The organism is Trichocoleus sp. AS-A1 (assembly GCF_039962015.1).
In the GTDB taxonomy this organism is placed as follows: domain Bacteria; phylum Cyanobacteriota; class Cyanobacteriia; order Cyanobacteriales; family FACHB-T130; genus FACHB-T130.
On record NZ_JAMPKG010000006.1, the window covers coordinates 47,632 to 69,493 of the forward strand.

Annotated in this window: 20 protein-coding genes; 15 read left to right on the plus strand and 5 right to left on the minus strand. The window is 48.1% G+C overall.

Annotated features, from left to right (window positions below; all coding sequences use genetic code 11):
- Positions 1-50: 50 nt before the first annotated feature.
- The 4 genes from NC994_RS06445 to NC994_RS06460 all read left to right on the plus strand — a co-directional run bounded on the left by NC994_RS06445 (position 51) and on the right by NC994_RS06460 (position 6,496).
- Complete coding sequence (locus NC994_RS06445; protein ID WP_190412575.1) at positions 51-320, plus strand: YciI family protein; 270 nt, start codon at positions 51-53, stop codon at positions 318-320.
- Positions 321-664: 344 nt separating this feature from the next.
- Positions 665-1,084, plus strand: a complete 420-nt coding sequence (locus tag NC994_RS06450; protein WP_190436898.1) for a hypothetical protein — start codon at positions 665-667, stop codon at positions 1,082-1,084.
- 3 nt (positions 1,085-1,087) lie between these two features.
- Positions 1,088-3,232, plus strand: a complete 2,145-nt coding sequence (locus NC994_RS06455) for an ATPase domain-containing protein (protein ID WP_190436901.1) — start codon at positions 1,088-1,090, stop codon at positions 3,230-3,232.
- A 510-nt stretch (positions 3,233-3,742) separates the two neighbouring features.
- Complete coding sequence (locus NC994_RS06460; protein WP_190436903.1) at positions 3,743-6,496, plus strand: bifunctional diguanylate cyclase/phosphodiesterase; 2,754 nt, start codon at positions 3,743-3,745, stop codon at positions 6,494-6,496.
- Positions 6,497-6,648: 152 nt separating this feature from the next.
- Here the strand turns inward: NC994_RS06460 and NC994_RS06465 are convergent, their stop codons facing one another.
- The gene (locus NC994_RS06465) at positions 6,649-7,692 is read right to left on the minus strand and encodes an adenosine deaminase (protein ID WP_190436905.1); all 1,044 of its coding nucleotides are present in this window, start codon (positions 7,690-7,692) and stop codon (positions 6,649-6,651) included.
- Positions 7,693-7,861: 169 nt separating this feature from the next.
- Here NC994_RS06465 and NC994_RS06470 point away from each other — a divergent pair, with 169 nt between their 5' ends.
- From NC994_RS06470 to NC994_RS06495, 6 genes are all read left to right on the plus strand, one after another.
- Positions 7,862-9,202 carry an adenylosuccinate synthase gene (locus tag NC994_RS06470; protein WP_190425281.1) on the plus strand — a complete coding sequence of 447 codons (1,341 nt, stop codon included), beginning with the start codon at positions 7,862-7,864 and terminating at the stop codon, positions 9,200-9,202.
- A 125-nt stretch (positions 9,203-9,327) separates the two neighbouring features.
- Entirely contained in the window at positions 9,328-9,936 is a 609-nt protein-coding gene (locus NC994_RS06475; protein WP_190412582.1) for a 50S ribosomal protein L25/general stress protein Ctc, read from the plus strand.
- Positions 9,937-10,064: 128 nt separating this feature from the next.
- Positions 10,065-11,633 (plus strand): AAA family ATPase, encoded by a 1,569-nt coding sequence (locus NC994_RS06480; protein ID WP_190436909.1) that lies wholly within the window; start codon positions 10,065-10,067, stop codon positions 11,631-11,633.
- A 68-nt stretch (positions 11,634-11,701) separates the two neighbouring features.
- Complete coding sequence (locus tag NC994_RS06485; RefSeq protein ID WP_190428850.1) at positions 11,702-12,112, plus strand: hypothetical protein; 411 nt, start codon at positions 11,702-11,704, stop codon at positions 12,110-12,112.
- 186 nt (positions 12,113-12,298) lie between these two features.
- The gene (locus NC994_RS06490) at positions 12,299-13,090 is read left to right on the plus strand and encodes a YdcF family protein (protein ID WP_190436911.1); all 792 of its coding nucleotides are present in this window, start codon (positions 12,299-12,301) and stop codon (positions 13,088-13,090) included.
- Between the two features lie 62 nt (positions 13,091-13,152).
- The gene (locus NC994_RS06495; protein ID WP_190412586.1) at positions 13,153-13,377 is read left to right on the plus strand and encodes a hypothetical protein; all 225 of its coding nucleotides are present in this window, start codon (positions 13,153-13,155) and stop codon (positions 13,375-13,377) included.
- A 63-nt stretch (positions 13,378-13,440) separates the two neighbouring features.
- Here NC994_RS06495 and NC994_RS06500 read toward each other — a convergent pair whose 3' ends face one another.
- Together NC994_RS06500 and NC994_RS06505 are read right to left on the minus strand one after the other, a co-directional pair.
- Positions 13,441-13,665, minus strand: a complete 225-nt coding sequence (locus NC994_RS06500; protein WP_190412587.1) for a ferredoxin-thioredoxin reductase variable chain — start codon at positions 13,663-13,665, stop codon at positions 13,441-13,443.
- Between the two features lie 181 nt (positions 13,666-13,846).
- Positions 13,847-16,033, minus strand: a complete 2,187-nt coding sequence (locus NC994_RS06505) for a protein phosphatase 2C domain-containing protein (RefSeq protein ID WP_190436914.1) — start codon at positions 16,031-16,033, stop codon at positions 13,847-13,849.
- 197 nt (positions 16,034-16,230) lie between these two features.
- On the opposite strand from NC994_RS06505, the gene NC994_RS06510 reads away from it, so the two are divergent.
- Positions 16,231-16,731, plus strand: coding sequence for an NfeD family protein (locus NC994_RS06510; RefSeq protein ID WP_190436917.1), 501 nt, complete (start codon positions 16,231-16,233; stop codon positions 16,729-16,731).
- 45 nt (positions 16,732-16,776) lie between these two features.
- Positions 16,777-17,760, plus strand: a complete 984-nt coding sequence (locus NC994_RS06515) for an SPFH domain-containing protein (RefSeq protein ID WP_190412588.1) — start codon at positions 16,777-16,779, stop codon at positions 17,758-17,760.
- Here the strand turns inward: NC994_RS06515 and NC994_RS06520 are convergent.
- Positions 17,757-18,164 carry a Fur family transcriptional regulator gene (locus NC994_RS06520; protein ID WP_190412589.1) on the minus strand — a complete coding sequence of 136 codons (408 nt, stop codon included), beginning with the start codon at positions 18,162-18,164 and terminating at the stop codon, positions 17,757-17,759. The genes NC994_RS06515 and NC994_RS06520 overlap by 4 nt on opposite strands.
- Positions 18,165-18,326: 162 nt before the next feature.
- Here NC994_RS06520 and purS point away from each other — a divergent pair, with 162 nt between their 5' ends.
- From purS to NC994_RS06535, 3 genes are all read left to right on the plus strand, one after another.
- Positions 18,327-18,614, plus strand: coding sequence for a phosphoribosylformylglycinamidine synthase subunit PurS (purS, locus tag NC994_RS06525; RefSeq protein WP_190412878.1), 288 nt, complete (start codon positions 18,327-18,329; stop codon positions 18,612-18,614).
- Between the two features lie 108 nt (positions 18,615-18,722).
- Complete coding sequence (purQ, locus tag NC994_RS06530) at positions 18,723-19,397, plus strand: phosphoribosylformylglycinamidine synthase subunit PurQ (protein ID WP_190436920.1); 675 nt, start codon at positions 18,723-18,725, stop codon at positions 19,395-19,397.
- Between the two features lie 214 nt (positions 19,398-19,611).
- On the plus strand, positions 19,612-20,724 hold the full coding sequence (locus tag NC994_RS06535) for an iron-containing redox enzyme family protein (RefSeq protein ID WP_190436922.1): 1,113 nt from the start codon (positions 19,612-19,614) through the stop codon (positions 20,722-20,724).
- 249 nt (positions 20,725-20,973) lie between these two features.
- Here NC994_RS06535 and NC994_RS06540 read toward each other — a convergent pair whose 3' ends face one another.
- On the minus strand, positions 20,974-21,690 hold the full coding sequence (locus tag NC994_RS06540; RefSeq protein ID WP_190412592.1) for a class I SAM-dependent methyltransferase: 717 nt from the start codon (positions 21,688-21,690) through the stop codon (positions 20,974-20,976).
- Between the last annotated feature and the right edge of the window lie 172 nt (positions 21,691-21,862).

Genomic DNA, 21,862 nt, shown 5'->3' on the forward strand with positions numbered 1-21,862 from the left:
TTGATTTAACCCTCAAAACTCAAAACATCAAAACTTTACTGCTATTAACCATGCCTAAATACGTAATGTGGGGAAGCTATTGCGAAGATGTTTTAGAAAAGCGATCGCCTTACCGGCAAGCGCATCTAGACGGTCTTGCTGCCCAAAAAGAAGCGGGTATTCTGATGACGATTGGCCCGACGAAGGACATCACTAAAGTCTTCGGCATCTATGAGGCGGAAGATGAAGCCGCCGTGCGCCAGTTAATTGAAGCTGACCCCTACTGGCAAAACGGCATCTGGACTGAATACGATGTCAAAGAGTGGATTCAAGCCATCTAATTCCACCAATCAAGCGCATCTCAATTGAGCAGATTTACTGAGAAGCTCCTCAATTCTCCTGAGAAGTAGGAAATTGAGGGGTTTCTACCTCTCCTTACTCAGGCAAAGCCAGCCCCACAACCACCGCCAGTTGCCATTTCCGATAGAATTTTGAGCATAAAATAAAGAAATCACCGTTAAATTAACCCTAGCGGTGAGGACTATGGTAGAAACCAGTAATAACAAGCACGGTAAGTTTTACAAAAACGCCACCAGGCTAGGGTTCTGTAGACTCTCAAGCAGACTGAACAGGAGTCTACTTGAGAGTCTGGCGTCGGCGAACAGGAGCCGTGAGAAGGTTGGAGATGACAGAATCCACGGATGAAGATAGCCAAAAGACAACACTGCGTCAAGCCCAAGCAGAGATGCTAGAAGCAGGCAAACAGGAGACTTTAGACATCTTTAGCGAACTTTTAGAGCGGCTGTGGGAACGCATTGTCGGTTTAATTGGCGAGACGGCGACGGTTGCTGTTTTTCGGAGTGCCCTCTTAGAAGCAAGTCGCGACCATCCGCTATGCCAAGAAATTAATATCGATAGCAATGGAATTTGCCTTAAGCAACTGAAGAACAATTTGGATGCCTTCGAGCGTACAGCCGTCCGAGCCGGACTGATGGCTTTTACTGATAACGTAATGGCTCTACTAATCGATTTAACGGGTGGAATTCTGTTGCGGAAGGTGGAACCCCTCGTGCAGCAGTTAAAACAACAACTGGAAAAGGGCTGAGGGATGAGCAATATTAAACTAATGCCGACAGGTGTTCCCAACTTAGACGCCGTAATGGGCGGAGGCATCCCTGTTTATTCACTGAATATTGTTGCTGGACAACCGGGGACAGGTAAGACAATCCTGGTGCAGCAAATGCTCTTTAACCACATCCGGAATCACAGCACTGCCAAAGTTCTTTACCTGACAACCCTTTCGGAGCCGACGTTGAAGGTGGTGCGCTATATGCAGTGCTTCAGCTTCTTTGATGTAGAAGTTTTTGGCGAACAGGTACTTTTTCAGGATATCGGGCCTTTTATCCGCGAGCATTCCCTGACCGAATTAGCTGACGAGATTCTCGCCAGGGTAGAAAAACACCAACCGGAAATTCTGGCGATTGATTCCTTTAAAGCCATCCGCGATTTGTCTGACGACGTGAGCGATTTTCGTCGCTTCTGTTATGACCTCTCCGTTCGTCTAGCGAGTGCGCGGTGTACCGCCTTTTTATTAGGGGAGTATGACCGCTCGGATATTGGCGAAGGGGCAGAGTTTGCGGTAGCTGATGGCATTGTTTATCTGAACATTGCACTCCAGGAGGGGGAACAGCAGCGTTTTCTCCAGGTATATAAAATGCGCGGTCGAGCGACGGAGATGGTGCCTTACCCGTTTGCGCTCACAGATGGGGGGGTTCAGGTTTTGGGTTCAATGCTGACGCTCAAACGTCGGGAGACAAGTTTGGAGGAGGAGAGCGAGACGGCATCGACAGGAATTACTGGACTAGATAGCATTCTTCGGGGCGGCATCCCTCAGGGGCGGTCTATCCTCCTTTCCGGTGTTTCTGGAACGGGTAAGACGACGCTTGCCATGCAGTTTCTAGTTAATGGCGCTCTTCAGGGAGAGAAGGGACTGCTGTTTTCTTTTGAAGAAACGCGCGATCGCTTGTTCCGAATGGCAGAGGGTTTCGGCTGGAACCCTCAAGATTTGGAAGCCAAAGGCTTGTTACGGATCATTTTTATTCCCCAGACGGAGATTCGGGTCGAGGAACACTTAGAGTACATGGCACAGGAAATCGCAAGTTTCCAGCCTTCGCGCTTTGTCATTGATTCTTTTTCTGTCTTCCTGCACAAAGTGAAAGATTTGGCAGTGCAGCGGGAAAAAACTTTCCAATTGTCCACGCTGGTGCAGCGGGTTGGTGCGGTGGGTTTTCTCATCTCGAATATTCCCGCAGGCGAAGTGAACCGCCTTTCTCGCTTTGGGGTGGAAGAAACCGTGGTGGATGGGACGATTGTCCTTTCCACAGATGTCAATGGTCTTCAGCGCCGACGCTACATAGAAGTTTACAAAATGCGAGCCGCCGACCATGTGCCAGGTCGCCACCGCATGGAAATCGGTCATCAGGGCATTGAGGTGTTATATCTGGCACCGACTGAGCAAAAAACTAGCGGAATGAAGACACCGCCGCTACTGGCTTTCTCGCCGTTAAACGCGATCGCACGGGAGGGAGTTTTCTACGGTTCTGCTTGGTTGGTGCGGGGAGAACAGGGAGTCGGCAAGACGACACTCGCTCAGCAATTTGCGATTGAGGGATTGCAACGAGGGGAAAGCGCTCTTTTTATTGCCACAGAGGCTCCTAGCTACTTGCTACGCCAACAAATGGAAGTGTTCGGAGTCGAGATCGAGTCTTATTTGCGATCGCAACACCTGCGTATTTTAGATACTCATCCTTTCTCTAGCGAAGAATATATTGACCTGACTGATATGGAACGCTTTCTCTACGATATTGAGCGTCACCTGCGGGCAATGCCCAAACCCTGTCGGTTGATTACAGATTCTCTGACCCCGCTTGCTGTCCAATATGCTCCGGATGAGTTCATCACCTTCATCGAACGCAAGAACCGTCTGCTGCGGCAACTGGATGTGGCATTATTTGACACAATTCTCCCCAAAACGCTCAATGAGAGCATTCTTTACAGCTTGCTTAATAGTTACGATGTCGTTCTGGATGTGTACGTTCCGAACTGGGGTGAGATGGGTCAGACGGGGCAAGGTTTTCGGGTACTTCAAGTCCGTAAATCTAGAGGGACTCACTCTGACACCCGCCCCTATCCTTACACGATTCGCCAAGGGAAGGGAGTTAGCGTCCAAGAAGGCTTTTACGGAGAAATTTAAATTTATATCTGGTTGCTTTTACTAAAAAGAGCCTTCCTACGGATAACGAGAAAGAAGGCTGGAAAGCTGTATCCTACTCCACCAAATCGATCAACCTCTGGTATGGGTAGAACCCCCCATCTTTGACATAGTGTATCGACGAATACTACAAAACAGGGAACAATATCATTAGACAAATTGACCGTGGTCAGATTGTTGAAGCGCCAAAATCAATAAAAAGCCTTTGGTAGGCTCTCCCGGAAAGCGCTAAGGGAGTACCTGCCAGGATAAATACCGCGATCGGGGAGTTATTCCGTAAAGACAACGCCAAGGGTGTCTGCTAAATTCTGGGATTTTTGGCTGCATCTATTGCTAGCCATGATTTGCCGCACGTTTGCGGACTGGCGATCGCTTTCTTCGCATCTAGCGAAGAGCGCCCTTGATGCTGTTTCTTATTTGCTTGAGGACTAACTGCTTGTAGCTTTGCTGCTTTCCTTAAAATTTTTGCTGATTTATAAAAAGCCTCGTATTATGTTGAAAAAAATCGATGAGGAAGACCTCCTCCTAAAGATAGATCCAATAGAAATTCAGGATTATCGGGTCTTGCAACCCGTGGATGGCTCCGAGTTGAAGTATATAGAGTCCGTGATGGAGCGACAGCGTTTGGTCAGTGCTTTGGAACAGCAGGCACGAGAGTTGGAGGCGAGTCAGATGCGCTTCCGCACTTTGGAGATGCTGTACGAGCTTTTTTGGCAACTGGGTTACACCTTAAACTACGAAGAATTGGTGCGACTGATGTTGGCACACCTGCATCGTGCCGTGCCCCATGATGTCTCAGCGAGCATCTTGATGACTGAAGACTTGTGCCATGTTTTCATCCAACCGAATTGCACCCTCGTGCCGGAAGTTCAGGAGGAAATCCAACAGCGGCTGCTCAAAACTTTTGTCCGCATGAGGGGGAAAAATACCCAACTAGAGGCGGAGCAATGCCCAATTACAACGATAGAGCCACAGGGATTTGATGGAACGCGATCGCCCATTCGCAGTTTGGGTTCGTCTTTCCAAGTGCCGATTATTAATGCTGAAGGCAACCAAGTGGTGGGACTGCTATTCGTGGCAGCTCAAGCGGAGGGAGCATTTACTGAAGAGCAGGTACGATTGCTGTACACGGTGGCGAACCAGGCTTCTGCCTCTATTCAGCGGTTGCGGACGCTGCTGGCTGCTGAACAACAACATTTAGAGAGCTTGGTAGAAAATTTGCCGGAGGGAGTGCTGCTACTGGATGCCAACCAGCGGATTGTTCTGGCAAACCAGGCGGCTTGGAAGTATCTGGCGCTCTTACAAAACCAGAGTTCTACTCCGAGCAATATTGTGACTTTTTTAGGAGAGCAGTCTTTGGAGATGCTGCTACAGCCACCGAGCGAGGGAAAGTTTTGCCATGAGGTGGTGCTGGAGGGAGTACAGCGCCAGGTTTTTGAAGTCGTCGCTCAACCGTTGATCGCCAAGGCGGGTTTAGGAACGAGCAATTGGGTGTTGGTGATTCGGGATGTGACAGAACGCCAGCGGGTCGAGGAAACTTCCCGATTGCGCGATCGCGCGATCGCTGCTAGTAGTAATGGGATTGTTATCGTTGACGCCAGACTGCCCGATTTACCTGTTATCTATGTGAATCCAGCTTTTGAGCGGATTACAGGTTATACGGCGGCGGAAGTCACCGGACGAAATTGCCGTTTTCTGCAAGGAGAAGAAACCAATCAATCGGGGTTACAGGAACTGCGAACAGCGCTGCGGTTAGGTAAAGCTGCGACTGTTGTTTTACGCAACTTCCGTAAAGATGGCACCCATTTTTGGAATGAGTTAAATGTCTCGCCGATTTACAACAGCGAGGGTGTTGTTACTCATTTTGTTGGCATTCAAATGGATATTACGGAGCGCAAACAAGCGGAAGAGCAACTGCTGCACAATGCGTTTTATGATGTTCTTACCGATTTGCCCAACCGAGCTTTGTTCATGGAGCGCTTGCATCGGGCGCTTGAGCGAGCAAAGCATTCCGAGAATTATTTATTTGCCGTCCTGTTTTTGGATCTTGACCGATTTAAAAATGTCAACGACAGCCTTGGGCATATTGTCGGCGATCAAATGCTGATTGCGATCGCTAAACGCTTAGAAAAAAGCCTTCGCCACGGTGATACGGTAGCGCGTCTGGGTGGAGATGAGTTTGCGATTTTACTGGAAAATATCAATGGGATCGGCGATGCTACCCATGTTGCCGATCGCATCCATCAGGAACTGACTTTGCCCTTAAATTTAGACGGGCATGAAGTATTTACCACCGCCAGTATTGGTATTGCTGTAGGCGCGGGATCTTCTTGCTCCGACTATGGGGGTTATGAGCATCCAGAGGATCTCCTGCGCGATGCCGATATCGCCATGTATCGAGCGAAGGCACTGGGAAAGGCTCGTTATGAGGTCTTTGATAAAAATATGCATGCCCGTGCAGTGGCGCTGCTTCAGTTAGAAACTGATTTGCAAAGAGCGACTGAACGGGGAGAATTTCTCCTTCACTATCAACCGATTGTATCTCTACAAACTAACCAGGTTGTTAGTTTTGAAGCCCTGTTACGTTGGCAACATCCCGAACGCGGTCTCGTTTCTCCGGGAGAGTTTATTCCGGTTGCAGAAGAAACCGGATTGATTACTCGGATTGGCTGGTGGGTACTGCGCGAAGCTTGTACCAAATTGCGCGAATGGCAGACGCAATTTCCGAGTTCTATCCCTTTGAGTATCAGCGTAAATCTTTCAGGTAAACAGTTTTCTCAACCAGATTTAGTGGAACGCATCGCTGAGATTTTCGCGGAAACTGGTGTGGATGCTAGCAGTTTAAAACTAGAAATTACTGAAAGCGCCATTATGGAAAATGTTGAATCTGCATCAGCGATGCTTTGGCGACTGAGAAAGCTGGGCGTTCAATTATATATGGATGACTTCGGAACAGGTTATTCATCCTTAAGTTACCTGCGGCGTTTTCCGATCGATAAGCTGAAAATTGACCGATCTTTCGTTACCCAGATGGCAGGGGATAATGAGAGTCTGGAGATTGTCCGGACAATCGTGATGCTAGCTCACAATCTGGGAATGAATGCGATCGCAGAGGGTGTGGAAACCGTAGAGCAACTGGCTCAACTGCGATCGCTTCAATGTGAATACGCTCAAGGATATTTCTTCTCGAAGCCGGTCGATGCTGACACGGCGCGAGCGCTCATTGCCAGCTCAAACACTCATTGATTCCTCCAACTCGCAAGTATTGAATTCACTCATTTCTGACAACTCGACTTTAGCGATTTGGAGATAAGTCAGCATCGAGAAGAAGAATAAATTAGGTTCTTGTGCCGTATTTAATTCAAATGAGAATTGCTATCGATTTCTCGATTAATGTCCTAACTACTGGCTGCTAAAACATTCGTGGATGCAGGGTGCAGCAATCCTGTCAAAAGTGATGCCGGACGTTGGCTGTAAGGCCAAGCAAAGGCATGACGGAATGCCGCCTCTTGACAAGCTTGCAACTGTTCAAAATCAATAATATCCAGTGTCAGCAGATTCTCATACTCAAAAGGCAGACGCACATTGTGTAATCCAGCATTATCAGTACAGATGGCAATATCTACACCCGCTTCAAAACAGCGGTCAAACACCAGTTTGAGTTGACGCATATCCTCCAACGTGCCTGTTTTTAAGTACGTGGTAGGACATACTTCCAAACACTGATTTTGTTGAGCCAATTGTGGTAATAATTCTGGGTATTGCAGGGGGATTTGGATGCCGTGACCGATTCGCATCAAATGCGGCAGCAGTTCCGGATAACAGCCAGAAGGGGTTTCGTAGAGATGACCCGTGGTTTTAATACCGAGCGATCGCGCATCCTTATACAATTGGACAAACTCATCCAAACGCTCGGAAATTTGGGCATCTCCTCCCGCCATGTCCACCGCGCAGACATACTCCTTCTTCTGTGCTGCCAAATCAACAATCGCCCGGTTCACCTCATAAGGGAGCCGCGAGTGCATACACAGAATTTGACTGGTTACAATCGGATACTCAGGCACCCGACTGGCTTTGCCGACAATATCCACAATTGTCGCCATTTGGTCAATTCGTTCTGATTGGCTTAAATGCTCGGACGTTCGCAGATACGGTGTATATCGCAATTCCAAATAAGCCAAATTCTCAAAGATATAAGCACCCCGAATCAGCCGATAAATGAAGTAGGGCAAAGTTTCTGCCGTTTGCGTACTTTCCACCAGCGTATGTAGTTCTAGATACTCATCCAGCGTGTTGCGGGGTCGCGTGTAAAATTCTTCAAACTCTGGGTAATTCGGAAATCGTTGAGCCAGCTCAGAATCGCTGCGATGGAAATACCGCCAAAGAATGCGAGGCACAACAGAACCGCCAAGATGGCGATGTAATTCAGCATATAAAGACACAGGAACCTCTTGCCAGTAATTGTGGAGTTGTTATCTTGTTAGTTGCTAAGGGTGCGCGGTGCACCCCTTGTAGATGTGAAGCTGCGAATTGTTAATCTGAAGTTGACAGCGGTAGCACCATCTGTTAATAATTGTAATTTGTGAAAACTCTAGCTCTTTTAATAAACCCTTGGCTAACGTAGTTGTGATCGGTGCCCAGTGGGGCGATGAAGGCAAAGGTAAGATAACTGATTTACTGAGTAAATCAGCAGATGTCGTAGTACGTTACCAAGGGGGTGTCAACGCTGGGCACACCGTCGTGGTGGAGGATCAGACCTTTAAACTGCACCTGATTCCCTCTGGAATTTTATATCCGGACACCGAGTGCATTATTGGTTGTGGGACGGTCATCGATCCGCAGGTTCTGATTGAAGAACTGGATCAATTAGAAGCTCTGAAGATATCTACCCGTAATCTACTGATTTCTCAGAATGCCCACGTCACGATGCCTTACCACAGGTTAATTGACCAGGCATCCGAGGAGCGACGCGGTAGCTATAAAATCGGTACCACCGGACGCGGGATTGGCCCCACTTATGCAGATAAGTCAGAGCGAACCGGCATTCGGGTTTTAGACTTGATGGATACCGAAGGGTTGCGCGAACAGGTGCGATGGACGATCGATTATAAAAACGTCATTTTAGAAAAGCTTTACAACTTACCGCCCCTGGATGCAGAAATCGTGATCGAGCAGTACCTGGGGTACGCCGAGCGTTTGCGTCCGCATATCGTGGATAGTTCCCTAAAGATTTACGACGCGATTGGGCGACGGCGCAATGTTTTGTTTGAGGGTGCCCAAGGAACGCTCTTAGACTTAGATCACGGAACCTATCCTTACGTTACCTCCTCAAACCCAGTCGCCGGGGGAGCTTGCGTGGGTGCTGGGGTTGGACCAACGATGATCGACCGCGTGATTGGGGTCGCGAAAGCGTACACGACGCGGGTAGGTGAAGGGCCATTTCCCACCGAACAGAATGGCAGCGTCGGAGAAATGTTGTGCGATCGCGGGGCGGAATTTGGCACCACCACAGGGCGCAAGCGCCGCTGTGGATGGTTTGATGCGGTGATCGGTCGTTATGCTGTGCGAATTAACGGTCTCGACTGTCTCGCGATCACCAAACTAGATGTTCTCGACGAACTAGAGGAAATTAACGTCTGCGTCGCCTACGAAATTGATGGAGATCGCACCGAAGACTTCCCCACCAACTCTCGTCAATTTTCCCGCTGTCAGCCGGTTTACAAAACTCTGCCCGGATGGAAACAATCCACTGCTGACTGCCGTACCCTGGAAGACTTACCCCAGCAGGCGTTGGATTATCTCAAGTTCCTGGCAGAGCTGATGGATGTCCCAATTGCGATCGTCTCCCTCGGTGCTAGCCGCGATCAAACGATTATAGTAGAAGATCCGATCCACGGACCCAAGCGGGCGCTATTGCACGCCAATGGCACGCCGGTAACATCACATCGGTAATAGGCGAAAAAATTAAAAGTTAGAAATTAAAAATTGAAGAAAGACGATTTTCTAATTTTTAATTTCTAATTTTTCATGAAGATGCCAATTACCAAGTCACTATTAGCAACTCACAAACAACGAAGATGGAACATACAGTTGAATGTCAAAAGCGCCCTGAAGGGAGCAAGCCGAATGCCCTTCGTCGCAGTGGATTAGTCCCAGCCGTCCTATACGGGCACAAAGGAACTGAATCTATTGAGTTGACTTTGGAAGCCAAAAAGGCTGAAACCTTACTCAAAGGTGCCTCTGTTAATAACACCTTGATTCAGCTCAACATTCCTGAGATTTCTTGGAGTGGTAAAACACTGCTCAAAGAAGTGCAGACGCATCCTTGGAAAAGAACCTCCCTGTATCACCTCAGCTTTTTTGCGGTCGCGGCTCATGGCGATCTGGATGTGCAAGTGCCCCTGCATTATGTAGGAGAAGCCTATGGTGTTAAGCAAGAAGGCGGCGTATTAGACCCCGTACTCAACGAACTTCAGGTACGGTGTGCGCCCGAAAGCATCCCTGATTCGATTGAGATTGATGTCTCTAATTTGCATATTGGAGATAAATTGCATATCGGCGAACTCGTTTTGCCACCTGGGGTGACAGCGCTTGGTGAGCCAGATCAAGTGACTGTAAGTGTCCTCCAACCTCAAGTCCAAGCTGAAGATCAAGAAACTGAGTCGGAAACTGAATCTGAAGCATGAGACGATGGCTTTTTGCCAGTTTGTTTCTCATTGCCTTGAAAACCAGGGGTTAAGCCCCTGGCTTTTTTTTAACCGTAAAGACACATTAGTGAAGCCATGCGCGATCGCGCTATAGAACGCAAAAAAATATGACAGAAGCTTCTTTTCCCCCTTTAATTCAGCAGATGTTGCAGCCGAGTTTTTATCCTCATCCGGTGACGCAACCAATTGAGCTGATTCAAACACACGTTTCTTATGTGTTGTTGACGGGTGATTTGGTTTATAAAGTTAAAAAGCCGATGAATTTTGGCTTTTTAAACTATTCAACCTTAGAGCTAAGGCAGCATTTTTGTAATGAAGAAATCCGCCTGAATCAGCGCGGTGCGTCGGAAATTTATTTAGAAATTTTGCCCATTACTCAGACAGACGACCAGTTTCATTTAAATGGCTCGGGCGAGCCGGTGGAATATGTGCTGAAAATGCGCCAGTTTCCCCAAGATGGCTTATTCAGCAATCTGTTTGAGCAAGACTTGCTGACGGAAAAACTTATGGAGGATTTGGGACGGGTTGTTGCCAAATTCCATGAAAAAGCGCACACAGATGACTATATTCGTAAATTTGGTGAAGTGGCTCAAGTTCGGGATGCCATTGATGAAAATTATCGGCAAACTGAAAACTATATTGGTGGACCGCAAACTCAGGAACATTACGAGGAAACCAGGCAGTATACAGACTCGTTCTTTGCTGAGCGAGAGGAGTTATTTAAAAGCAGAATTCAAAATAATTGGATTCGGGAATGCCACGGGGATTTGCATTTGAGAAATATTTGTCTCTGGCAAGACAAGATTCTGCTATTTGATTGCATTGAATTTAACGAGCCGTTTCGCTTTGTCGATGTCATGTTCGACATTGCCTATGCAGTGATGGATATGGATGCGCGATCGCGTCCAGACCTCGGCAATGCCTATTTGAATACTTATGTTGAGCAGATGGGAGATTGGGAAGGGTTGCAGGTGTTGCCTTTGTACTTGAGTCGTCAAGCTTATGTACGGGCAAAGGTGACTTCTTTCTTGTTGAACGATCCGGCTGTTCCCGCAGCAGACAAGGAAAAAGCCGCCGCCACTGCTGCCCAATATTACCAACTAGCGTGGGAATACACGCGATCGCCGTCCCCAGCGTATGCTCCTGTTAGTGGCTCCTCAGGCAAAGGAAAGCTGTTTTTGATGTCGGGGCTATCGGGTTCTGGGAAGAGTACGGTAGCGCGGCTCCAGGCGCGGCGCTTGGGAGCAATTCACATCCGTTCGGATGCGCTGCGGAAACATTTAGGAGGCGTTCCCTTGGAACAATCAGGGGGGGCAGACCTTTATTCCGATGAAATGACTCAGAAGACCTACAGCCGGTTGTTGGAATTGGGGATAATGCTGACAAGCCAAGGTTGGTCGGTGATTTTGGATGCGAAGTACGATCGGCAGAAGTTGAGAGAAGATGCGATCGCTCAAGCCACTGCTCACCAAATCCCTTTGCAAATCCTCCACTGCACGGCACCAATGGAAGTTTGCCAGAATCGTCTCGCCTCCCGTACTGGTGATGTTTCTGATGCTACCGTTGACCTATTAGCGAAGCAACAAGCCACTGCTGAACCTTTTACTCAATCCGAACAAGCCTACGTGAAAACTTTAGACACGACTCAGGATTGGGAGTCACAATTAAATAGCTAATCGAAAAGTGGCTAATTGAAGGATTCAACCACTCTTCGATTAGCCACTCTTGGATTAGCCAGACACTTATGACGAACAAAGGCAATGGGTTCAGATCCCTGGGACTCTCAAGTGGGTTCTCTGCTGGGTTGAAGTACTGGTTGTTTTTTCTGATTTGCTTTGTAATGCTGGGGTATCGGGTGCCCTTGAGCATCTTTCTAGGGGCGGTTGGGGGTTTTGCAGGGGCATGGGTGGTTGCCTGGTCAAAAGCCAAAGATGAACCCCGGCAGGTACGCTCAGAGGAGACGAAAGAAGGTTCCAATGGGCGGAATCGGAATAATTCGGCAAACCGAAAACGCTATGGTAAACCCAAAAAACAATATCGTGGCTTAAGTGGTCGTCGCGACCGGAGCAACCTAGGAAATAACCAACAAAACAATACAGCCTACAACACAGAAGATAGCCGGGAAGACAACACAGAAGATAACCGGGAAGAATGATTCTGCTGGGGATGAAAAGCAGAGGCGCAAAAGGGGGACAGGAAGTTATCCTCTTTTAGATTTTGGATTTTAGATTCTGGATTTTAGATTTTGGCTCGTACTGGGCGTGTCCATAGACACGCCGAGGCATGGATTTTTAGCGGCTTTAAGGTGAAATGGTATAGAAATTACTAATTACCTTGTTCTATGTTTTTGTTTCTCTCAAAACTGCTACCGCTATTTATCTATCCCTTGGGAATTGCCTGCGTGCTAATGATTGTGGCACTGGTATTACTGTGGAAACGCCCTCGTTGGGCGGCGGTGCCGATTGTTTTGGCATTGATTGCCTTGCTGGTGGGGAGTAATGGCTGGGTGGAGAACTCGTTATTGCGATCGCTAGAATGGCAAAATCTCCCACCAGCCGAACTCCCAACTGCTGAGGCGATTGTTATCTTGGGCGGTGCCACGAAATCGGCTTCGCCGCCTCGACCGAGTGTAGATTTGAGCGAAGAAGGCGATCGCGTCTTCTATGGTGCCCAGTTATACCGCGAAGGCAAAGCTCCTGTCGTGATTGCTAGCGGCGGACGCATCGACTGGCGGGGCAGTGGGGCACCGGAATCTGCGGATATGGCTGTAATTTTAGAAACATTAGGCGTCCCCAAATCTGCCATTCTTCAAGATCCTCGCTCTTTGAACACTTATGAAAATGCGGTGAATGTGCGGCAAATTTTAGAAAAGCAGGGGATTCGCCGAGTATTATTAGTGACTTCGGCAATGCATATGCCGCGCTCGCTCCTGATTTTCAAGCGTCAGGGAATTCAAGCCATCCCCGCACCCACCGACTTTTTGGTGACAGAAGCAGACTTTCTCGAATCCAACAGGAGCCTGCAAGCTCGAATCCTAAATGTTTTACCAGATGCCGAGCGGTTACACAGGTCAACCAGAGCGTTAAAAGAATACATTGGAACAGGGATCTATCGCCTTAAAGGCTGGCTTTAAAAAGTTTAGACAGTAGTTTGAAGCGATTATTTTTCCAACCTTCAACCTTCCAACCTTCAAAAATGCCAAAAGAATTCCCACACTTTATTCCAGCACCTCCCCCCGTAGCGGACATCTTTGCCACCTACCAAATGACTCATGACTTTTACCGGGAAGCCGAGTACCGAAAGGAACTTGAGCGTTACTGCCAGTGGTATCAGATGACAGCGGAAGCTAACCGGCAAGAGTTGCAGAGAATGCGGGGTGACATCAATATATTCGGCTGGTTTAATCGCGGTAGGCGATGATAGTCAATGGCTCATGGTCAATGGCTCATAGCTAATCGCGAATATGAGCCATTGACCATGAGCCTAATTTAGAGTTTCTAGCTCATCCTCGCGGAAGTGACCTTTAAATTTTTTGTCAAACTGGACAAAAACTGGAAGGTTGGCGCTGACGGGTCTGCCTTGCCATTCGTGAATGATTGAGACCACTTCTCCTTCCCGATCCTTGACATCAAAAGGCTTACCCTTATTTTCAGGATGGTGGTAAACAATCACAGATTTGATAACGCGGACGCGATCGCCTACTTTCATTTCTTGATCTCCGGTTGGGTATCTGAGTCAAACTGGTGCAGCCTTCTTTTGAGGAATAACTGCTTCCACCAAGCGTGAGCTGGGAGCGTTGCCTATCAAGACGCTTGGCTCTTACCAGTACCCAAGCATTGTGCTATTGTGAACAACCTTAATATTCTTGCACAGGACGGTAACTTCCTCTTTATGGACTTGGAGGGGGTGCTGACGGAACTGGCGATGCTGAATTTTCGGGAGGGGGTACTGAGGGAACTGGTGACGCTGAATTTTCGGGAGGGGGCGGCACTTGTGTGGATGGAGAAGGAGAGTTCTGCGGCGATGGTGGCACACTCGACGCGGGAGATGGAGTTTCGGGGACTGGAACGGGCAACGGTGCGGGGTTGAACAAGCGATCGCGTATTTGCTGGAACCCTTGAGGATTGTATTTCCACCAAGCATATAACCCAGCAGCACTGCCCCCCAGCAGTAGGAGGAAGACTCCCAGTGCGACGACCAACCCTTTCCCTCGGCGCAGTCGGTTTGGCTTTGCCGGAACGATCTCTACCGGCACCGCTTCAGCATACTTCACGTCTTCAGCTTCAGCTTGCAGAGTAGCTTTCGGCATCAAGGTGAGATTCCCGATCTCGCCAAAATTGAGTAGCACTGGATACTCTGGGGAAACGCGGCAGTAAGTAATCACGACTGAAGTATTATCGTGACCGTTCTTCTGATTCGCTAAGTCAATCCAGGACTGGACTGCCGCCTCCAGGGGAATTTTAGCCTGAAGCACCGGCTCCACATAATCTACCCAGGAACGCTCAACCCAGTTATTGTCGCTCAGACCATCAGAACACAGCAGCAGCAGTCCGTCTTCTTCCACAATGAAGCGTTGCACATTCGGACGAAGAAACTCGGCATCCCGCGTGCCTAGCGCTTGGGTGAGCGCCCCGGCATCGGGTCGCTGTAACGCCTCGCGGTAGAGACTGCGCCCCATGCGTACTTCCCTAGCAGCAACGTCATCGTCTACTGTCAGCATCTGGCAAGAATGGGGGGTAATCCAGTAGGCGCGGCTATCCCCAACATGGGCGATATAGAGTTCGTGGGCATTCCCCACACCAGAGTTAGCCGTCACCACCTTCTGGGGCAGCTGGAGAGCCATCACCAGCGTCGTTCCCATCCGCCGCCTAGACTCTCGTCCTTGTTCGTCATTGCGGGCACAAATGAGGTTATTGACTACCCGGATACTTGCCGCAAGTTGCTCCTTCACCAGTTCCGGTGGCACGATTTCCGTTTGCTCTGCTACTTCCGCCAAAAGCGCCCGCACTTGCAGTTTCAGGGATTGTACTGCTAGCTGGCTGGCAACTTCTCCCCCTTCATGACCGCCAATCCCATCGCAAACGATGCTCAAGTGGGGAATCAGCGGGTCAGTTGTTTGGGTGAAGTCTGCGGCTAGCAAATCCCGCGCCGTGGGATAGCAGGTGTCTTCGTTATGATCGTGTTGGGGACCCGTATCGGTAGCACCGGCAACCCGCAAGCGCAAGGGGAGTTCTGCTGCCTGCTCCAGTAATAGCTGATTTAGCCGTTCGGCGATCGCGCTTTCGGTCGCATCTTCGGCTTGCATCAGTTCGCAAATTTCTAACAGTGGCGTCACCGCTGATGCCTGGATTAATCGGCACCAACTCGCGATAACAAGACCCAGATCCCGGAGACTTGGGCCAAACCCCGCGACCATTTGATCCCCGGTCGGTTCCGCTAAGGCGTGAGCGGCAAAAGGCTCAAGGCTCAAGGTGAGAGGCAGAAATTTTTTCTCTTCCCGCCGACTTCCTCCAACTTGCCTGTGGTCAGAGATCCCATTCCCATTGTTTGTATGGGCAACTTCCATCTCTGGGTCGGTGACTGGGTCGGCGTAAAGTTCTAACAGCCGCAACCGCCACCCTTCAACTCGGAGATTGTCCGCAACTAAAAGGCTAGAAGCTACCCCAAATTCCGCCAGTGGCGTCCAAAGTTCCAGAATTTGCCAGAGCCAGTAAATCTGGCGGACTGCCGAGGCTTGGGGCAAAGCGTCCAAAATGGAAGGAAATAGCTTGCCTGTGGCATCCATCGGGACATTTTCTAGCAACAGAATCTCAGTCGGGGATGGAGAATTTCCCACTGCTGCATATCCATAGACTTCGGGGAGATGAAACCGCTGGGGATATAAGCGCAGGTAAGGGTAAAGATTGTCCGGGAACTGTTCGGGGATCTGAGGCGGCTGTGTCGGTTGAGTATCGAGCCAAACTTGAGGTGCAACAACTTGATATCTGTCTTGCACGAATTCTCCGACCGGGATCGTTGCAGCAACTGAGCCAGTTGCCCAAAGATAGCGATCGCTCTTTAACTGGGAACTGTTCATAAACTGAAATTTTTATAAAAAAGCTTCCAAGAGATTCTTAAGGAAAAATTCCACTGGGTTCTAGGAAATTTATAGATGAAATGTTGTAGTAAACAGAAAGGCAAGATGCCTTCCCAATCCTAACTGGCTTTCATTGGAATAGTTCATCTTACCTTGATAACTATCCTTACCGGGATATCAAGAAGGGATTGAGTTTTATGACGATTTGGTTTCTAGCAGGGTTGTTTGATTCTCCGTTACTCATTCAGCTGGCGCTCCAGCCTTTGGGATTCAGCCCAACTTTGTTGTGGTTACTGATAGGAGCGATCCTTTGCTCGATAGAGCTAGTTGTACCAACAGCTTTTACCGCTTTCATGATGGGAATCAGCGCCTTCGTGGTGGCACTGTTAGTCATGCTGCTCCCATTACCGGCGGCTTTACAGGTGGTGCTTTGGTTAGTGTTTTCAATTGCTTTCGTTTACCTGGGTCATCGCTTGATGCCGAGGCGAAAGGTGTCTTCGATGGAAGATGCAACCGAGGGTCAGACTTTAACAGAGATTTTGCCAGGAGAGATGGGGCGGGTACTCTACGAAGGAAATTCTTGGAAGGCACGATGTGAAGATGAGAAACTGGCGATCGCTCCCAATCAAAGAGTGTACGTCGTCAGACGGGAAGGCACAACTCTCATCGTGCTGCCAGAACACCTATTGAAATCCTAATTTTAGGGTTTATCAATCTGCGATATTGTAAAAACGAGGTTCACAATGGAAGGATTTTTTGGGTTACTAATCGCTTTAGTTTTAGGCGGATCTGCCCTCTCAGGGGTCAAGGTGGTTACTCAAGGAAACGAAGCTTTAGTCGAAACTTTAGGTAAATATAGCGGCAAAAAACTAAAACCCGGTTTGAATTTCGTGATCCCGGTTTACGAAAGAGTCGCTTACCAAGCAACCGTCCGGGAAAGAGTTCTCGATATTCCTCCCCAACAATGTATTACCCGCGACAACGTTTCGATTACCGCTGATGCTGTCGTGTACTGGCGCATTCTGGATTTGGAGAAAGCCTACTACAAAGTGGAAAATCTCCAGTCAGCAATGGTGAATTTGGTGCTGACGCAGATTCGCTCGGAAATGGGCAAACTGGAACTGGATGAAACCTTTACTGCCCGGACTCAAATTAACGAACTTTTGCTCAGAGAACTGGACGAATCTACCGATCCTTGGGGAGTGAAGGTGACACGGGTAGAACTGCGAGATATCGTTCCCTCCAAGGCTGTGCAAGAATCGATGGAATTGCAAATGTCGGCGGAACGTCGCAAGCGGGCGGCAATTCTCACCTCTGAGGGCGAACGCGAATCAGCCGTGAACTCTGCTAAAGGTAAGGCTGAGGCGCAAGTTTTGGAAGCAGAAGCCCGTCAAAAATCCGCGATTCTGGAGGCAGAAGGGCAACAAAAGACGATTGTTCTCAAAGCGCAGGCGGAACGGCAGCAGCAAGTTCTCAAGGCTCAGGCTACTGCTGAAGCGCTGCAAGTGATTTCTAAAACGCTCAAAACCGACCCCAACGCCCAGGAAGCTCTTCAGTACCTACTCGCTCAGAATTATCTAGAAATGGGGATGGCGATTGGCAAGAGCGGTAGCAGCAAGGTTATGTTTATGGACCCGCGCACTATCCCAGCTACGTTGGAAGGCATTCGCTCGATTGTTGGAGACACGAACCAAGCTCAATTTTTAGATTTAGATGAGGACAGTTAATCCAGGGCATCGCTAGCAACTTGAGCAACACAGCAGCGATCGCACAGTCCAAAAAACTCCAGAGTATGGTAGAAAATTTTAAACGAGTGCGATTGTTGCAGCTGGCTCTCTAATTCATGGACTGGACATTGATTGATGGGAATCGAGTCTCCGCACTGCAAACAAGTCAGGTGATGCTTGTCTTGTTGCACGGAACTGTAGAGCGATTCGCCACTTGCCAATGTCCGTACCTGGACGACACCATCCAGTTTTAAGGCTTCTAGGGAACGATAGACGGTTGCTAGTCCCATGCTTTGGCTACGATTGCGAAGTTCTACATAAATATCTTGAGCTGAGACAGCTCGGTTCATCGTCTTGAGCAGATTCAAAATACGCTCTTGACTGCGGGTGCGTTGGGCTTTCATGGTCTTCAGTTTTGCTAGATATCCTTAATATGTTTCAGGTTGTCGCTGATACCTTTATCTCTTTCCAGCTTAAATTGCGAGAACTTCACGCAGCTCACACCCTTCCCCCCTTAGAATAAAACAAATATCACCTATCTAAGGGAATAATTTATAGGAATGGCTGTGAATCGGAAATATCAAGCGAAAATCTACGTGACTCTGCGCCCTTCAGTTTTAGACCCAGCAGGCACGGCGGTACAGTCTGGGTTGGGGCATATGGGATATGCCAATGTTGAGCAGGTGCGAATCGGAAAGTATATTGAACTGACTCTGATGGCAGAGAGTGAGGATGAGGCGCGGCATCAATTAGATCGGATGTGCGATCAGTTGTTGACGAATCCGGTAACCGAAAACTATCGGTTTGACCTAACTGAGATGTCGGGTCAGATAGAGACGGAGATATTCTTTTAGGATAATAGGGGCTAGGTAGTTGGTAGTTAGTAGCGATGGGTCATTTGTGAAGAACCAATCGCTACTGATGACTTCTGGCTAGCCAGTCTTCCATTAGCGATTAGCAATATGAAATTTGGGGTTGTTGTGTTTCCGGGTTCTAATTGCGATCGCGATGTCGCCTATGTGACTCGCGATTTGCTACATCAGCCAACGCGGATGGTTTGGCATGAAGACACGGATATTTCCGATCTCGATGTGGTAGTGATTCCGGGTGGCTTCAGCTACGGCGATTATCTGCGCTGTGGCGCGATCGCTCGTTTCTCTCCGGTGATGCAAGCAACGATTAAACACGCCCAGCAAGGGAAGTTTGTCTTGGGTATCTGCAACGGGTTTCAGGTGCTAACAGAGGCGGGACTCTTGCCAGGGGCGCTTACCCGCAATCAAGAGTTGCATTTTATTTGCGATCGCGTTCCCCTGAAAGTCGAACGCACTCATCTCCCTTGGACGCAAGCCTATTCTACCGGACAAGTCATTACCCTCCCGATTGCCCACGGTGAGGGGAGATACTACGCCGATGCCGATACTTTGGCAAGCCTGGAAGATAACCATCAAATTCTCTTCCGTTATCACGGCGAGAATCACAACGGCTCTTTAAATAATATTGCGGGTATTTGCAATAAAAAAGGCAACGTGCTGGGAATGATGCCTCATCCAGAACGCGCCTCAGATCCGATTTTAGGCGGTACGGATGGGATGGGGTTGTTCCAAGGATTACTGTCTGCGGTGGCAGCGATCGCATAGTGCCATAGCAAAAAATGTTTTGTTGAACCACAAAGACACAAAGAAAGCACGAAGTTTCTTTGTGTCTTCGTGTCTTTGTGGTTAATCTTCAAACACCTATATATTTAGGTAGAAATACGTTTGGCTGTGGCAAGTTCCCCCCACAGACCGACAATTGTTCCAACCAGACAGCACTAGCATCAAAAAAGTGCAAAGACGGAATTCATGGGCAATTATGGTCGCGATTACTGATTTTCAACCGACAAATACGGCAACGAGTCAACGAACAGCCACAAACTACAACGAATCTGAGCAGCAATTTGTAAAACTGCTCGAAATGGAAGATTTAGACAACAAGCTGGCTGCACAGCCTGAACTAGCAAGCGACGTTGAAAGTGCGATCGCTACCGCAATTGAGGCGGCTTACAAGGTAGGAAGTGGTGATGAGCCAGTTGAAGCCGCACACCTCTTTTTGCAGCGCGTGCTGTATCGCATCAATCGGCTCAAGCTGTTTTGGTATGACGATCTGCGCCATTACACCAACGAACGCTCAATTTGGTTGCAAAAAGTTCGCAACCAAATCGAGTCCGCTTGGCAGCAGTGGGAACTGGCACACTTTGATGTAGAAGCACTCCAAAAACTCTCCCCAGCCGATGTTAAGCAAGCGCTGAGCGAGCGGGGTGCAGCCGACTTAGATCCTCCCCTATCGGAAGGTAGTCGCTACTTGCGGGAGCAGACAACAGAGGCTGGTTATCGCCGAATCTTGGCAATTGGTTCCTTTGATGGCTTAGTTGAAGGCAGCCGCCTGTCGCGCATTCTGGGAGGCACCGCCAACGCAGTACAATGTACCCTCGTCAAAGTGTTGTTGGAAGAGTACGGCAACGGTCGCCTTTCCCGCAAGCACTCTACCTTTTTTGCCCAGATGCTTGACGAGTTTGGCATGAACACAGAGCCAGAGGGCTACTTCGATTTAGTACCTTGGGAAGTGCTAGCCTGCGCCAATCATAACTTTCTCGTTACCGAGCGCAAAATTTATTTCTTGCGTTACTGCGGTGGATTGACTTATTTTGAAGTGGCAGGTCCTGCGGCATACAAAACCTATTTAGCCGCAGCACAACGGTTGAAACTTTCTGATGCAGCAATGGGTTACTGGGAACTGCACATTCGGGAAGACGAACGTCACGGTCAATGGATGTTAGATGATGTGGCAATGCCGTTGGTTGACAAGTACCCGGATGATGCTTGGGAAATTGTCCTGGGATATGACCAAGAGAAGCTAATGGGCGATCGCGCTGGTGTAGCGATCGCGCGTTCGGCAAGAGAAGCGGAGCGAGAGGCCAATCGATAAAATACATTTTGCCTAAACTACTTGCCGACTTGTTAACAGTCAGTCGTCTTCCATTCTCGTTCTCAGGGTTCAACCTAGAGAACGAGAATAAATTTGAATTTTTCTAGTTTTAGTTAGAAATTAAACAATAAGAATAGGGCACTGAGAACTGTTAACTTCTCAATACCCTTGATTCGTTCCCGTCTAAAGTGGCTTTTGGGTTTAGGAAAGATTCTTTAGCGATCGCTCTCCCCCTCCCTGTTTAAGCTTTTACAAAGATGTCATGATCTGAATCAGCTCAGTAGATAAATCCACTTGACATTTCTGCTGCTTCCTAAACAAAACACCAGCTAAAAGATAGATGTTCGCTGAGTAAAAAGCCATCTTCTTTTCTCGCAACTCTCTAATTGTGTTTTTAACCTTTGGCTCACAACTGTAATAACCAAAGTTTAGAGGGGAGACGATAAAATTAGCAATCGAGTAGCCTTGCATGATTGCATAATTAATAAAGCCCTCCGGATTAGAATAACTAGAGAGCATTAGTAAGACGTTTTCATAATCTAAAGATAAAAGCCGTTTGGCAATTTTAGACCCATCTGTACCCCCATGTAACAGGGGTTGATAAATATTCTCATCTGGCGCTGGAAGGTATGGTGGATTTGAAATCAGATAATCGGCCTTGGGAAGAGATGCCTCAAAGAAAGAAGTATTGTGGATGATATATTGGGCGCTAAGTTCGTATTCCTGAATATTTGATTTAGCAGTTTTCCAGGCTAAGTCATTGAGTTCAAAGCCATGTATAATTCCATCAAATCTGGTTCTCATTAAGGAGTTAATGACTGGGGTTCCATCTCCTGAACCAAATTCGATAATAGTTTTACCATGAGCGCCCTCATTTAAAACTAAACTTTCTAAACATTGAGAATAAAAATTAGATTCTTCTGGGCAATAGAATACATCTTTTACTGGCCTGGATGAAATTAGCATAGTTTTCTCGGTGATAACTATAACAAAGCTAATTCATCCTCTATGCTTTTGTGATCTATCAAGAGAATTATACCCAAAGGCATTGACAAGCATTTACATTTATTTATAATTTTCTAAGGTGTTTTTACAGACTTTTAAAAAACACTGTTTTTCTGAACAAAAAACAACAAAT

Excerpts from the sequence above, each read along its gene's own strand:
- NC994_RS06445 (WP_190412575.1), top strand. The coding sequence starts at position 51 with ATGCCTAAATACGTAATGTGGGGAAGCTATTGCGAAGATGTTTTAGAA.
- NC994_RS06450 (WP_190436898.1), top strand. The coding sequence starts at position 665 with ATGACAGAATCCACGGATGAAGATAGCCAAAAGACAACACTGCGTCAA.
- NC994_RS06455 (WP_190436901.1), top strand. The coding sequence starts at position 1,088 with ATGAGCAATATTAAACTAATGCCGACAGGTGTTCCCAACTTAGACGCC.
- NC994_RS06460 (WP_190436903.1), top strand. The coding sequence starts at position 3,743 with ATGTTGAAAAAAATCGATGAGGAAGACCTCCTCCTAAAGATAGATCCA.
- NC994_RS06475 (WP_190412582.1), top strand. The coding sequence starts at position 9,328 with ATGGAACATACAGTTGAATGTCAAAAGCGCCCTGAAGGGAGCAAGCCG.
- NC994_RS06480 (WP_190436909.1), top strand. The coding sequence starts at position 10,065 with ATGACAGAAGCTTCTTTTCCCCCTTTAATTCAGCAGATGTTGCAGCCG.
- NC994_RS06485 (WP_190428850.1), top strand. The coding sequence starts at position 11,702 with ATGACGAACAAAGGCAATGGGTTCAGATCCCTGGGACTCTCAAGTGGG.
- NC994_RS06490 (WP_190436911.1), top strand. The coding sequence starts at position 12,299 with ATGTTTTTGTTTCTCTCAAAACTGCTACCGCTATTTATCTATCCCTTG.
- NC994_RS06495 (WP_190412586.1), top strand. The coding sequence starts at position 13,153 with ATGCCAAAAGAATTCCCACACTTTATTCCAGCACCTCCCCCCGTAGCG.
- NC994_RS06500 (WP_190412587.1), bottom strand. The coding sequence starts at position 13,665 with ATGAAAGTAGGCGATCGCGTCCGCGTTATCAAATCTGTGATTGTTTAC.
- NC994_RS06505 (WP_190436914.1), bottom strand. The coding sequence starts at position 16,033 with ATGAACAGTTCCCAGTTAAAGAGCGATCGCTATCTTTGGGCAACTGGC.
- NC994_RS06510 (WP_190436917.1), top strand. The coding sequence starts at position 16,231 with ATGACGATTTGGTTTCTAGCAGGGTTGTTTGATTCTCCGTTACTCATT.
- NC994_RS06515 (WP_190412588.1), top strand. The coding sequence starts at position 16,777 with ATGGAAGGATTTTTTGGGTTACTAATCGCTTTAGTTTTAGGCGGATCT.
- NC994_RS06520 (WP_190412589.1), bottom strand. The coding sequence starts at position 18,164 with ATGAAAGCCCAACGCACCCGCAGTCAAGAGCGTATTTTGAATCTGCTC.
- purQ (WP_190436920.1), top strand. The coding sequence starts at position 18,723 with ATGAAATTTGGGGTTGTTGTGTTTCCGGGTTCTAATTGCGATCGCGAT.
- NC994_RS06535 (WP_190436922.1), top strand. The coding sequence starts at position 19,612 with ATGGTCGCGATTACTGATTTTCAACCGACAAATACGGCAACGAGTCAA.
- NC994_RS06540 (WP_190412592.1), bottom strand. The coding sequence starts at position 21,690 with ATGCTAATTTCATCCAGGCCAGTAAAAGATGTATTCTATTGCCCAGAA.